This is a genomic window from Robertmurraya kyonggiensis, from assembly GCF_005116465.1.
Classification (GTDB): domain Bacteria; phylum Bacillota; class Bacilli; order Bacillales; family Cytobacillaceae; genus Robertmurraya; species Robertmurraya kyonggiensis.
In genome coordinates, this window is the sequence record NZ_SWBM01000001.1 from 2,070,389 (window position 1) to 2,082,891 (window position 12,503).

A 12,503-nucleotide genomic window follows, 5' to 3' on the forward strand; every position below is an offset into this window, starting at 1 on the left:
TTTTTATAGCCCGTCAAATTACAATAAAAAAATAGATAATCTGTAAGGCTTGAATTACGCCTTTCGTAATCACACTACTTACAAAACCGATGACCGAACCAAAACCAATGGATACCGCACTCTTAAAGTCTTTTTTATTTACGATTACCTCGGCTAAAATTGCTCCAAGGAATGGGCCAATGATAATACCTAAGAAAGGGATGACAAATGGGCCAACTAAAAGGCCAATCGTACTTCCCCACACTCCTGCTTTTGTGCCACCATATTTTTTTACTCCGATCATATTCGTAACAAAGTCTGCTCCAAACAATAAGACAATCAGTAACCCTTGTACAAGCCAGAAAAACCAATTGAATGGTTCAAAGCTAAAGAAAATACCATACAATAAAAAGCCACCGAGCAAAAACACGACACTCGGGATGATTGGGTAAATTAATCCAACGAACGAAATAACAAAAAGTGCTATTATGATGACCCAATAGACGATTTCCATAAAACGACCTCCTTTTCCTTAGTTATGCTTATAAACTATGTAATCATACTCCAGCAGAAAAAACCATTATTAAAAACCCGCCAAATGGCGAGTCTCGAATTGCCCTTATTGTCTTTCCCCTAAAACCGCTTCAGCGATATTCACAGCATGATCACTAATTCTCTCAAGATTACTTATGATATCTACAAAAACAATCCCACTTTGCGCACTGCATTCACCAGCACTCAAGCGCAGAATATGCTGCTTACGTAATTTACGTTCCATTTTATCTATAAGCTCTTCTTTTTTCATCACATTCCGAGCCAATTCTTTATCGTTATGGTCCAGTGCATTAACAGCATCTTTAACTGTCATAATCGTTAACTCAAACATCTCCTCAAGTTCTTCCATCGCTGACTCAGTTATTCCTACCCTATTCGCTAGTTGATAATCTACCAGCTCCAGAATATTTTCAAAGTGGTCTCCGACCCGTTCAATATCCCTAATTGTATTAACTAAAATAGAATGTTCCGTAGATTCATTTTCCGACAATGAGCTAGACGATAATTCAATCAAATAGTTCGTTATTTTCCTATCTAAATTGTTGATCGCTTCTTCAAGCTTAATAGCTGAATCTGCATGCTTTTGTGCCTTGGTACGAAGATAATAGTTAGCTTCGGATAGCCCTAAAATGGCAAACTGCCCCATTCGTAAAACCTCTTCCTTAGCTTGTCCGAGCGCAAGGGAAGGAGATTGTTCAATAAAAACTGGCTCCAGATGTCTTGCTTTAAACTCTAAGAAAGTATCCTCACCCGGAATCAATTTTGTTACTAGCATGGCCAATAATGCAATAAACGGAAATTGAATAATCGTATTTGTAACGTTAAAAGTACCGTGCGCCACAGCGATAGTCATTTCTGGATTCAGATTTAAGGTATTTTGTACATACGTGATAAACATCGTAAATGGTTTCAAAAATATCATAAATATCGTGGTACCGATTAGATTGAACAACACATGTGTAGCAGCAGCTCTTTTAGCCGCAATAGATGCACCAATAGATGCTAGCACCGCTGTAATCGTCGTCCCGATGTTATCTCCAAACAAAATGGGTAACACTGCGTGGATATCTAATAACCCTTCCGCAAAGAGACCCTGTAAAATACCAACGGTAGCGCTCGAGCTTTGAACGATGATCGTAAATACCGTTCCAATCAATACGCCTAAAATAGGATTATCACTCATATTTATGGTGAATTCATGAAATGTTTCTAGATTTCCAAGTGGTCTTAGGCCCTTACTTATAAGCTCCAGACCAAAGAAAAGCCCACCAAATCCAAATAGAATTTGTCCTAGGCTGTGGATTCTCTTATTCTTAAAAAAGAATAGAATGATTGAACCGATAGCGACAAGCGGTAATGCATATTCTTCGATATTGATCCCAATGATAAAGGCGGTCACAGTTGTTCCAATGTTCGCACCCATTATTACCCCAATTGCCTGTCGTAATGTCATGTAACCTGCACTGACTAACCCAACAATAATCACGGTTGTACCAGAACTACTCTGAATTAACCCTGTTACAATAATTCCTGCTAACACGCCAATAAAGGGGTTAGTTGTAAAACGGTTAAGAATATCCCTTAGCTTATCACCAGCAGTTCTCTGAAGTCCTTCTCCCATATATTTTATCCCGAATAGAAAGAAACCCAGTCCACCTAGAAACTCAAAAAGCATTTGCTGAACATTTATCCCCAAATTTTTCAACTCCTAATTTCCGATGCTCCATCAAACCATTCTGTAAAACCTCTATTATTATGAGGAACTGGAGATTCATTGTAAATGAAATATTGACGATATTTACAATACATTTACAAAAAACTTTTTTCAAAAATAAAAATAACAATTCAATCATACACTTTTTTATCTATCAATGGTTCTATTTTTAGTTAGACAAGCATATGAATGGAAAAATCCCAATTAAGGAGTAGTATCCATGAAACGATTATTCGGACTAGGAATCATTGCCCTAATCTTGTTTATCATTTACTATGATCTAAGTAAAGGAACTCTACCAATTACAATTGAAACGACTACTGCAGCACAAGTGGAGAATACAGAACAAGAAGTTGCAACCGCTGAAATGGATTATTTTGAAAAAGAGGTTAATAGTGGAGACACGGTACTTTCTATCATTGAATCACAGCTAGATGCGGCTATTCCTGTTTCTATCCAAGAAGTGATTCATGATTTCAACAGTCTAAACAAAGGCATATCAGCTGAAAAGATCCAAATTGGAAAGACCTATAAATTCCCAGACTATGCCAATTTACATGAATAATCCAATTCAACCAGTAAGTTTCTTGTCAAGTTGATTCCTTCACTGATACAATTAATGTATATTTAGCGTTATAATATTGAAGTAGTTTATACTGTTCAGGGTAGAGACACGTTTTCGACCTGATGCAAATCATTACTTTACTTAACGCTTATTTCTTTTTAAAAAGGAGCGAATCACTCTTGAGTGAAATTATACATCGTACAAAAACCCGCCCCGTTAAAGTTGGAAATCTAACTATCGGGGGAAATAATGAACTAGCAATTCAAAGTATGACAACGACTAAAACACATGATGTGGAAGCAACAGTTGCTCAAATCAAACGTTTAGAAGAAGCCGGCTGTCAAATCGTCCGTGTAGCTTGTCCAGACGAAAGAGCGGCAGATGCGATTGCAGACATTAAGAAGCAAATCAATATTCCGCTTGTTGTTGATATTCATTTTGACTATAAGCTTGCCCTCAAAGCAATTGAAGGTGGAGCAGACAAAATCCGTATCAATCCAGGTAATATCGGAAAAAGAGAAAAGGTTGAAGCGGTCGTAAAGGCAGCTAAGGCCAAAGGGATTCCAATTCGTATTGGTGTCAATGCAGGTTCACTTGAAAAAAGAATTATTGAAAAATATGGTTACCCAACTGCAGATGGTATGGTTGAGAGTGCGTTACACCATATTAAAATTCTTGAAGACCTAGATTTTCACGATATCATCGTGTCCATGAAGGCTTCGGACGTTAACCTAGCGATTGAAGCATATGAAAAAGCCGCAAAAGCTTTTGATTATCCATTACACCTTGGGATCACTGAATCAGGTACATTATTCGCGGGTACAGTAAAAAGTGCTGCAGGACTCGGAGCTATTTTAAGCAAAGGTATTGGAAATACATTACGTATTTCACTAAGTGCAGATCCTGTTGAGGAAGTAAAAGTTGCAAGGGAACTTCTTAAATCATTTGGACTTTCATCCAATGCTGCTACGCTTATTTCATGTCCAACTTGTGGTCGTATTGAAATCGACCTAATCAGCATTGCCAATGAGGTAGAAGAATATATTTCAACTATTAAAGCACCGATTAAGGTAGCTGTACTAGGTTGTGCCGTGAACGGTCCTGGTGAGGCAAGAGAAGCAGATATCGGTATCGCAGGAGCACGCGGCGAAGGTTTGTTATTCCGTAAAGGAAAAATCGTTCGTAAGGTTCCTGAGGAAGTAATGGTTGAAGAACTTAAGAAAGAAATCGACCAAATTGCTGCTGAGTATTTTGCAAAAAAAGAAGCAGAAGAAAAAGAAGCAGCTCTAAATAAATAAAATATTGAGGAAAGGCTTGGCGAATAATCGCCAAGCCTTTCTTGCTATTCAAGTGCTCCACTCTTCAATAGCTTAGAAAAACGGGAGAATGAAAATCCCTAGGATAATCGATACTACTCCAATTCCGATTGCCCAACTACCAAGACTTTGTGCACCTCTTCTTCGTGCAACAAAGCCAAGGATAATCCCAGCTGCCCCGAATAATATTGGTGCTACGAATAAAGACAAGATGGAAAGGATAATGGCAGCAAAGCCCATACCTGTTCCTCCTGTACGAGTGTCTCTATCCGTATCGTAGTCTCTGTCGTTATCGTACGATCGTCCAAATGTAACTGGTGCAGCCATTTCAGCTGAGGTTTCCTCTAAATAATCTGCAGTTCTAGGTGAATCGACCTCTTCGACCCCATTGTCTTTTCTTAAATTCGCATAAGGGGCCTTTCCGTATTGATCGTATTGATCTGCCATATTTGAAATCCCTCGCTTTCTTTGGAGCATTATTATTGTTTAACGTTCACGTCGATTTTAAAAGTGTAAATGTCTGTCATTCTTTTCGGAGCTAAAATCGGTTAAAATAAAGAAGCACGAAATAAAAGGAGTTTATTATGAGAAAAAAATTTGGTATCGACATCGATGGAACCGTTACGAGCCCTGACACGATTGTTCCTTATATGAATCAAGATTTCGGATTATCCCTTACTTATTCCGATATTAAGGAGTATGATTTATCCGTACATGTTGATATTCCTCAAGCGGAATTTGCTAAATGGTGGTTGGATAATGAAGCAAAAATTTACAAGGCATCCCCATTAACAAAAGAAGTCAAAAATGTTTTACGCGAATGGGAACTGATTCATGACTTATATTTTATTAGCGCAAGAAGCAAACATCTTTTAGAGTTAACGAATGAATGGTTTGTGAAACAGGACTTGCCCTTTCATCACATTGAATTAATTGGATCACATGACAAAGTGAATGCAGCGAAACAATATGAGGTAGATATATTTTTCGAAGATAAGCACGATAATGCCGTTGCCATTTGCGAGCAATGCAATATTCCTGTTATCCTTTTTAATACACCTTATAACCAGGACCCTGTACCTGACGGCGTAGTCAGAGTACACAGCTGGTCCGAAGCTAAAGCGTGGGTTGATAAGTGGCTAAAAGAAAATGCGTAGAGAACATTGTCTCTACGCATTACATTCAGGGCAGCGCCCATAAATTTCAAATTTATGACCAGAAATATCAAAGCCATGTAAATTCTCTCTTAAGCTTTGCATCGGGCAAGTATCGATTTCCTTTGTTTTCCCACAATCTAAACAAATAAAGTGATGATGGTGTTCTTTATGGGAACAGGCAAATCGAAAATGCTTCTCCCCGGATAATTCCGTCATTTCAAAAATACCTAAATCCACAAATACCGATAAATTACGATAAATCGTATCAAAGCTTAAGCCCGGATAATCATCCTTCATTTCATCGAGGACATCCTTAGCTGTTAAATATCTCTCACTATTGGAGAACAATTCAAGCATTTCTTCTCTTTTTCCCGTATGCTTATAACCTTTTTCTTTCAATAATTGAAGAGCCTCATTTACGTTCATACGTTCACCCCATTTTTACAGGCCTTGCCGAATTTATCTTCTTGATCAATATCGTTATTACTAATATTAACACAGAAATCATGACAATTGTGCCACCAGGAGCTAAATCAAGATAATAGGAAAGGACTAACCCGCCAATCACGGACGTTTCCCCGAAAATAAGTGAGTAAACAATTGTCTGCTTAAAACCCTTCGCAATACGAATACTTGCAGCAACAGGCAAAGTCATTAATGACGATACTAAAAGAATGCCGACAATTCTCATAGATGAAGCGATGACTAATGCGACCATAATGATAAAGACGAAATGGATACTTTTCACGGCTATTCCGGAAGCTTTTGCATGCTCTTCATCGAATGATAATAAAAATAATTCCTTGTACAGTACAATAATAGCAGCAATTACAAAAACACTGATGAAGAGAATCGTGTATAAATCAGCTCTGCTGACGGCGCTCACACTGCCAAATAAATAGCCAAATAAATCGGTATTAAAACCATCGGCAAGCGAAATAAAGATCGCTCCAAGGCCAATTCCTCCTGATAAAATAATCGGGATGGCTAGCTCTTGATAGTGTTTATAGACACTTCTTAGTTTTTCAATAAATAAAGAACCCCCAACGGAAAACACCATTCCCATATATAAAGGATTCAGTCCACTAAAGATGAGGAATTTTTTTTCAAGAAGTAAGCTTGCTGCAATCCCAGCCAAGGTCACATGGCTAAGAGCATCAGCAATTAACGATAGTCTTCTTACAACAATAAAAACACCTAATAACGGTGCTATAATCCCAATGATAATTCCGGCCAAAAAGGCATTTTGAAGAAATGCATATTGTAAAATATCTTGAATCATCTTCTTGCTCCTTCATGATGATGCTCATGGTCATGGGTAATTAAATGAACATCATGTCCGTAAAACTGTGACATCTCATTATGCTGTAGCTTTTCAAACTCTTCCGACTTTCCATGGAAATGCATATGCTTATTTAAGCAAGCTACGTCCGTCACCTTGTCTGAAATTGTACCCACATCGTGTGTAACGAGTAATAATGTAATGCCTCGAACCTTATTTAGGTCCTCTAACATTTCATAAAAAGACTGCACATTTTGAGCATCGACCCCTACAGTCGGCTCATCCAATATTAACAACTTCGGTTCACTCACTAATGCTCTCGCAATAAAGACACGCTGTTGTTGTCCACCTGATAGCTCACCAATATTACGGTTCATGAACTTCGTTAAACCGACAGATTCAATCGCCTCTTTAATTTTGTGATGATCATTTTGGTTCATAAACTTAAATAAACCAACCTTCTTTGTTAAGCCGCTTCCGACTACTTCATAAACAGTAGCTGGAAAACCGGAATTAAAAGAATTAGCTTTTTGTGAGACAAAGCCGATTAAATGCCAATTCTTAAAACGCTGGATATCTTCTCCGAAGATCTTGATTTCCCCTTCTTGAATTTTTAAGAGACCAAGAAGGAGCTTCAAAAGAGTCGATTTCCCCGAACCATTTGGTCCTACAACGGCTAAGAAAGAACCTTGAGGGACAGTCATGTCGATATTTTCTAAGACATTTTCTTTTTCATATCGATAGGATAATTGCTTTATTTCAATGATAGGTTGACCTGAATTCATGATATCACCTAGTTTTCCAAATTAGAATCATTACGATTTAGTAGTATACAGGAAGTATCCCTCAAAGTAAAGTGTATTGCACGTCACGATTGAACTCTATGTCTCATACATTAAAAAAGAAGGGGTGTGGGACGAATGAATATCTTTCAAAGCATTATCAACCATAAAGTTAATACGATCACTGGAAGAGACTTAATAAAGTATGGAAATCAGTTTCAAATTTCAATTACGAAAGATCAAGCTGATACGATTGCTTCTTACTTAAGAGGAAAAAATGTGAATGTGTTTGATGAAGCTGAACGCAATAAAGTGATTAAAGAAATCGCTAAAATTGCCGGTCCTGACACAGCACAACAAGTGAATCGACTATTACTTGGATTAGTGAAGTGACATAAAAAGCTGACGAGATCCGCTAATAAAGGCAGCTCTCGTCAGCTCATACTTTCTATTCAGCTAATATATTCTCCAATAAATTCTCATTAAATTCTTTGCTGCGAAGCATCGCAATTTCATGCTTGTACGGAGCCTTTTTATTATTCTTATCTTCTCCTACAAACGGTGTTTCTAATATCTTTGGAATGGCCCCTAATTGTGGGTGGTGCACAATATAGTTAAGGGCCTCAAAGCCAATATGCCCAAAACCAATGTTTTCATGGCGGTCTTTACTTGCACCACGCTCATTTTTACTATCATTAATATGAAGGACCTTGATGCGGTCAATGCCAACAATTTTATCAAATTCATTTAGCACGCCATCAAAATCCTCAACCAGATTGTAGCCTGCATCATGTGTGTGACAAGTGTCAAAACAAACTGAGAGGCGATCATTGTGCGTAACACCATCAATAATCATCGCGATCTCTTCGAAAGTTCTTCCGCATTCCGAACCTTTACCAGCCATTGTTTCTAAAGCAATTTGCAACGTTTCTTGGCCAGTTAAAACCTCGTTTAAGCCCTCAATAATCTTCTTAATTCCCGCTTCAGCTCCAGCACCTACATGAGCACCTGGATGAAGTACGATTTGCTTTGCACCAAGTGCCTCTGTGCGATCAATTTCAGTTCTGAGAAAACGGACACCTAAATCAAACGTATCTGGATTTGTCGTATTCCCAATATTAATGATGTACGGAGCATGAACAACAATTTCATCAATACCATGTTCCTTCATATGCAAAAGACCAGCTTCAATATTTAATTCCTCGAGTTTTTTTCTTCGAGTATTTTGCGGGGCACCTGTATAGATCATGAATGTATTGGCACCGTAAGATACTGCTTCTTGACTTGCCCCTAGCAGCATTTCCTTTCCACTCATGGAAACATGTGATCCAATTTTCAACATACAATCCTCTCCCTTTGCTTTACTTTTTCCGCTTTATACGATTTTGTCGCTTCTTTATTTTATCCATTTCCCACTGCATCTTTTTCTTATAACCAGGCTTAACCTTTGTCGGCTTCTTTACAAACGATTTTGCCATTGCATCGACTTCATTCTGCTGTCTTACACGCTTTTTACGCTTATTGCGGTCACCAATTTCAACAATTTCCCCTTGCTTGACGTCCACATTCTTAAATTCAACGCCAAGGGTTTCTAATCGGTTCAAAGCATCCTCATCAGACTGCGTATAGATTGTGAGGGCAAGTCCCCCTTTTCCTGCTCGAGCTGTTCGTCCTACACGGTGCACATAGAAGTCTAAATCACTTGGAAGCTCATAGTTAATAACATGGCTGACGCCTTCAATATCAATTCCTCGAGCCGCTAAATCAGTCGCAACGATATATTGGTATTCCAAATCCCAAATTTGCTTCATCATTTTTTTACGTTCTCTCGGGCTAAGATTTCCATGGATTCTTCCAACCTTCAGCCCTTTCTGAGTTAAGGAGTCTGCCACTGTATCTGCCATCTTTTTCGTGTTTGTAAACACAATTGCCAAATACGGATTTACAGCAGTTAAAACTTCATATACCATTTCCTTTTTGTCGCGATGTCTTGATGGAATCAGATAATGATCAATATTTGCAGCAGTTAATTGCTTTGGCTCAATTTGAATATACTTCGGATTTTCTAAGTATTTTTTCAAAAATGGTTTGAGCTTTTCCGGAATTGTCGCGGAAAATACAAGTATTTGCAGCTTTTGAGGCATTTTTGAAGCAATTTGATCCACGTCTTCAATAAAGCCCATATCAAGCATTAAATCTGCTTCGTCGACCACAAGGGTATTTGCCTTATGAACAAATAAGGCTTGATCCTTTGTTAGGTCATTAATTCTTCCTGGCGTCCCTACAACAATATGTGGCTGAGTCTTTAGCTTTTCGATTGCCCTTTGCTTATCTGTTCCACCGATAAATAAACGAGTTGTGATTTCGTTTTCAGTTGCGTGTTCTGTTACCTTTATAATCTCATGATAAATTTGATTGGCAAGCTCTCTAGTAGGAGCTGTGATAACAGCTTGTACCTCTTTTTTAGCTGGGTCTATTTTTTCGATAATCGGCAATATGTAAGAATGCGTTTTTCCCGTTCCTGTTTGCGATTGTCCGATGGCACTTTCCCCTTTTAAAACGAGAGGGATAAGTTTCTGTTGAATTTCTGTTGGTTCATAAAAACCAATTTTGTCCAACGCCTCCATTATAAACGGTTTAAACTCATATATCTTAAATTTTGATTCTGTCATTTTCCTGCTCCTTTTAATAAATCCTACCTATAGGTATTGTCATCATTCCATTATAATAAAGTTTTCCCTGTTGTGCCAATTTGCTTGCCATCTTTTTTCAAATAAGCATTTTTTTCGAAAGTACGCATACAAAGCATTTGAAATTATTGATTAATCGAAAATACAATCAACATCCGCAAAAGTCTTAAACCATTCCTCATTTTATGCATAGGTTAATAGGAGAGATGAACTTAAAATGAGTTCCGAATGATTGAAAGGAGGACTCAGTATGCAACCAAGAATGAGAGGACCTCTTCCACCACGAATGATGCCACCAAGAATGCCAAGGGGGAGTTTCCCCCAGATGAATCGAATGGGAGGCGGAATGAGAGCACCTGGCCCGTCAAGAGGCGGAGGTGGATTACTTGCTAAAATCTTAGGTAGAGGAGGAAGGCAAGCGGGAGGAGCAAATCCATTTTCCTTTGGACCAGCTTCAGCTGCTGGACGTAGTAGCAGCGGCGGAGGGCTCTTAAAAAGATTAACGGATCCTAGTGCCCTTAATGGTTTTTTAACGAATACGCAAAAAGTGTTGAACACGGCTCAACAAGTTGGACCTATGGTACAGCAGTATGGACCAATTGTACGAAATCTTCCGTCTCTATGGAAACTGTATAAAGGATTTAAAGATTTGCCATCGGACTCAGAAGAAAATACTTCCACTGAAGAACCAGCAAAAGAGACAAAACGTACATCAGAACGCAAGCCTTCAAGTAATAGAGAAAGCATGAAAGAAAATTTAGAACCGATGGAACAAGGAAAATCGAACAAAGGACAGTCTGTTCCAAAGTTATACGTGTAGAAAGAATGCTGTTTAGGAAGCATTCTTTTTCTTCGCTGTTTTCTTATCGATTATTGTTTTTTTCGTAAATGTCCAGAAGCCGACATTTACACCTACAAGGTGGTTTATCCACCTATAAGGTGGTATATCCACCTCCTACATGGTTTAGTGCTATAAATATTTTTGCACGGTACTTTTCGCTGCCCATTTACTGTTTTAAAAGGAAATCTGGCTATTCATTTAAGTCAATTTTTATCTAAAAGCAATAATCTTTGCGAAAAGAGCCTTTTTAATTTCCAACTTCCTCAAATTGAGGTTTTCCTAGAAGTCCGATATAATGGATTCATAGATTGAGAGCATGTTTTGCTTTTTATAGGAGGTTGGACTTTAAATGGATGTAATCAAAATTTCTCCACGCGGCTATTGCTACGGTGTTGTCGATGCCATGGTAATTGCGAGAAATGCGGCTTTAGATAAAACATTACCGAGACCTATTTATATCCTCGGTATGATTGTTCATAATAAACACGTTACCGATGCTTTTGAAGAAGAAGGCATTATCACTTTAGATGGTAGCAACCGCCTTGAAATCCTTGAAAAAGTGGATACAGGAACGGTTATTTTTACAGCTCACGGTATTTCACCAGAAGTACGAGAGTTAGCAAAAAAGAAAGGTCTTGTCACGCTAGATGCTACTTGTCCAGATGTAACAAGAACTCATGACCTTATCCGTGAGAAAAAGGCAGAAGGTTATCAAGTTATTTATATTGGTAAAAAGGGACATCCCGAGCCTGAAGGAGCAGTAGGTGTAGCTCCTGATATCGTACACCTTGTTGAATCAGAAGAGGATGTAAAAAATTTAAATCTTAATTTTGACAAAATTATTGTGACGAACCAAACAACGATGAGTCAATGGGATGTTAAACATATCGTTGAACTATTGTTAGAAAAATATCCTCATGCAGAATTTCATAATGAAATTTGTAATGCAACACAGGTTCGTCAGGAAGCGGTAGCACAAAAAGCTGGGGAAGCTGACGTAACGATTGTTGTTGGGGATCCAAAGAGTAATAACTCGAATCGTTTGGCGCAGGTATCAGAAGAAATTGCTGGGACGAAGGCTTATCGCATTGGCGATTTGAGCGAGCTGAACATTGAGTGGATTAAGGATGCGAAAAATGTAGCTGTAACGTCTGGAGCATCTACTCCAACACCGATTACAAAAGAGGTTATTGCTTTTATTGAGCAGTTTGATCCAAATGATGAATCAACTTGGAAAACTGAAAAGAATGTTCCTTTAAGCAAAATTTTACCTAAAGTGAAAACTGTTAAGTAAAATATGAGAGAAGCTGCCCCTTGGGGACAGCTTCTCTTTTTAATATGTTCACTATTAGGTCTGGCTTCACTCGAACTCTTCATGAAGACAACTATTTTAGAAAATCCGATAAAGGGGTCCGTATGAACTCTCCATGAAGACACTTTTTTCAATAATCCTATCAACAGTGTCCGCATGAACCCTTCATGAAGACAGCTTTTTCAAAAATCCTACCAACAGTGTCCGCATGAACTCTCCATGAAGACTACTTTTTCAAAAATCCAGTCAACAGTGTCCGCATGAAATCTCCATGAAGACTACTTTTTCAAAAATCCTACCAATAGTGTCC

Annotated in this window: 14 protein-coding genes; 6 read left to right on the forward strand and 8 right to left on the reverse strand. The window is 38.2% G+C overall.

All coding sequences use genetic code 11. The features are described from left to right. Window positions 1-13: 13 nt before the first annotated feature. Window positions 14-493 (reverse strand): DUF456 domain-containing protein, encoded by a 480-nt coding sequence (locus FA727_RS10430; RefSeq protein WP_136830820.1) that lies wholly within the window; start codon window positions 491-493, stop codon window positions 14-16. Between the two features lie 105 nt (window positions 494-598). Then, window positions 599-2,209 carry a Na/Pi cotransporter family protein gene (locus FA727_RS10435; RefSeq protein WP_136831064.1) on the reverse strand — a complete coding sequence of 537 codons (1,611 nt, stop codon included), beginning with the start codon at window positions 2,207-2,209 and terminating at the stop codon, window positions 599-601. Window positions 2,210-2,468: 259 nt separating this feature from the next. Here FA727_RS10435 and yqfZ point away from each other — a divergent pair, with 259 nt between their 5' ends. Then, the gene (gene yqfZ, locus FA727_RS10440) at window positions 2,469-2,813 is read left to right on the forward strand and encodes a protein YqfZ (RefSeq protein WP_136830821.1); all 345 of its coding nucleotides are present in this window, start codon (window positions 2,469-2,471) and stop codon (window positions 2,811-2,813) included. 188 nt (window positions 2,814-3,001) lie between these two features. Beyond that, window positions 3,002-4,111: a flavodoxin-dependent (E)-4-hydroxy-3-methylbut-2-enyl-diphosphate synthase gene (ispG, locus tag FA727_RS10445; protein WP_213084013.1), complete on the forward strand. Its 1,110-nt coding sequence runs from the start codon at window positions 3,002-3,004 to the stop codon at window positions 4,109-4,111. Between the two features lie 72 nt (window positions 4,112-4,183). Here ispG and FA727_RS10450 read toward each other — a convergent pair whose 3' ends face one another. Then, complete coding sequence (locus tag FA727_RS10450; protein ID WP_136830823.1) at window positions 4,184-4,576, reverse strand: phage shock protein B; 393 nt, start codon at window positions 4,574-4,576, stop codon at window positions 4,184-4,186. Window positions 4,577-4,713: 137 nt separating this feature from the next. Between FA727_RS10450 and FA727_RS10455 the strand changes: the two genes are divergently transcribed. Further along, entirely contained in the window at window positions 4,714-5,286 is a 573-nt protein-coding gene (locus tag FA727_RS10455) for a hypothetical protein (RefSeq protein ID WP_136830824.1), read from the forward strand. A 12-nt stretch (window positions 5,287-5,298) separates the two neighbouring features. Here FA727_RS10455 and zur read toward each other — a convergent pair whose 3' ends face one another. Genes zur through FA727_RS10470 form a run of 3 tightly spaced genes read right to left on the reverse strand, consistent with a single transcriptional unit; the run spans window position 5,299 to window position 7,353 of the window. Then, the gene (zur, locus tag FA727_RS10460) at window positions 5,299-5,712 is read right to left on the reverse strand and encodes a zinc uptake transcriptional repressor Zur (protein ID WP_136830825.1); all 414 of its coding nucleotides are present in this window, start codon (window positions 5,710-5,712) and stop codon (window positions 5,299-5,301) included. A gap of 4 nt (window positions 5,713-5,716) precedes the next feature. Then, window positions 5,717-6,568, reverse strand: a complete 852-nt coding sequence (locus tag FA727_RS10465) for a metal ABC transporter permease (protein WP_136830826.1) — start codon at window positions 6,566-6,568, stop codon at window positions 5,717-5,719. Further along, window positions 6,565-7,353: a metal ABC transporter ATP-binding protein gene (locus tag FA727_RS10470; RefSeq protein ID WP_136830827.1), complete on the reverse strand. Its 789-nt coding sequence runs from the start codon at window positions 7,351-7,353 to the stop codon at window positions 6,565-6,567. Before FA727_RS10470 ends, FA727_RS10465 begins: the two co-directional genes overlap by 4 nt. Before the next feature lie 135 nt (window positions 7,354-7,488). On the opposite strand from FA727_RS10470, the gene FA727_RS10475 reads away from it, so the two are divergent. After that, window positions 7,489-7,743, forward strand: coding sequence for a DUF2624 domain-containing protein (locus tag FA727_RS10475; protein WP_136830828.1), 255 nt, complete (start codon window positions 7,489-7,491; stop codon window positions 7,741-7,743). Window positions 7,744-7,798: 55 nt separating this feature from the next. On the opposite strand, the gene FA727_RS10480 is transcribed toward FA727_RS10475, so the two are convergent. Together FA727_RS10480 and FA727_RS10485 are read right to left on the reverse strand one after the other, a co-directional pair. Continuing rightward, complete coding sequence (locus tag FA727_RS10480) at window positions 7,799-8,692, reverse strand: deoxyribonuclease IV (protein ID WP_136830829.1); 894 nt, start codon at window positions 8,690-8,692, stop codon at window positions 7,799-7,801. Between the two features lie 19 nt (window positions 8,693-8,711). Continuing rightward, window positions 8,712-10,022: a DEAD/DEAH box helicase gene (locus tag FA727_RS10485; protein ID WP_136830830.1), complete on the reverse strand. Its 1,311-nt coding sequence runs from the start codon at window positions 10,020-10,022 to the stop codon at window positions 8,712-8,714. 268 nt (window positions 10,023-10,290) lie between these two features. Between FA727_RS10485 and vrrA the strand changes: the two genes are divergently transcribed. Together vrrA and FA727_RS10495 are read left to right on the forward strand one after the other, a co-directional pair. Continuing rightward, the gene (gene vrrA / locus FA727_RS10490) at window positions 10,291-10,860 is read left to right on the forward strand and encodes a VrrA/YqfQ family protein (RefSeq protein WP_136830831.1); all 570 of its coding nucleotides are present in this window, start codon (window positions 10,291-10,293) and stop codon (window positions 10,858-10,860) included. 370 nt (window positions 10,861-11,230) lie between these two features. Continuing rightward, window positions 11,231-12,175: a 4-hydroxy-3-methylbut-2-enyl diphosphate reductase gene (locus tag FA727_RS10495; RefSeq protein WP_136830832.1), complete on the forward strand. Its 945-nt coding sequence runs from the start codon at window positions 11,231-11,233 to the stop codon at window positions 12,173-12,175. Window positions 12,176-12,503 lie beyond the last annotated feature (328 nt).

Excerpts from the sequence above, each read along its gene's own strand:
- FA727_RS10495 (WP_136830832.1), top strand. The coding sequence starts at position 11,231 with ATGGATGTAATCAAAATTTCTCCACGCGGCTATTGCTACGGTGTTGTC.
- FA727_RS10470 (WP_136830827.1), bottom strand. The coding sequence starts at position 7,353 with ATGAATTCAGGTCAACCTATCATTGAAATAAAGCAATTATCCTATCGA.
- FA727_RS10450 (WP_136830823.1), bottom strand. The coding sequence starts at position 4,576 with ATGGCAGATCAATACGATCAATACGGAAAGGCCCCTTATGCGAATTTA.
- FA727_RS10430 (WP_136830820.1), bottom strand. The coding sequence starts at position 493 with ATGGAAATCGTCTATTGGGTCATCATAATAGCACTTTTTGTTATTTCG.
- FA727_RS10480 (WP_136830829.1), bottom strand. The coding sequence starts at position 8,692 with ATGTTGAAAATTGGATCACATGTTTCCATGAGTGGAAAGGAAATGCTG.
- FA727_RS10465 (WP_136830826.1), bottom strand. The coding sequence starts at position 6,568 with ATGATTCAAGATATTTTACAATATGCATTTCTTCAAAATGCCTTTTTG.
- FA727_RS10475 (WP_136830828.1), top strand. The coding sequence starts at position 7,489 with ATGAATATCTTTCAAAGCATTATCAACCATAAAGTTAATACGATCACT.
- yqfZ (WP_136830821.1), top strand. The coding sequence starts at position 2,469 with ATGAAACGATTATTCGGACTAGGAATCATTGCCCTAATCTTGTTTATC.
- FA727_RS10485 (WP_136830830.1), bottom strand. The coding sequence starts at position 10,022 with ATGACAGAATCAAAATTTAAGATATATGAGTTTAAACCGTTTATAATG.
- FA727_RS10435 (WP_136831064.1), bottom strand. The coding sequence starts at position 2,209 with ATGCTTTTTGAGTTTCTAGGTGGACTGGGTTTCTTTCTATTCGGGATA.
- zur (WP_136830825.1), bottom strand. The coding sequence starts at position 5,712 with ATGAACGTAAATGAGGCTCTTCAATTATTGAAAGAAAAAGGTTATAAG.
- FA727_RS10455 (WP_136830824.1), top strand. The coding sequence starts at position 4,714 with ATGAGAAAAAAATTTGGTATCGACATCGATGGAACCGTTACGAGCCCT.
- vrrA (WP_136830831.1), top strand. The coding sequence starts at position 10,291 with ATGCAACCAAGAATGAGAGGACCTCTTCCACCACGAATGATGCCACCA.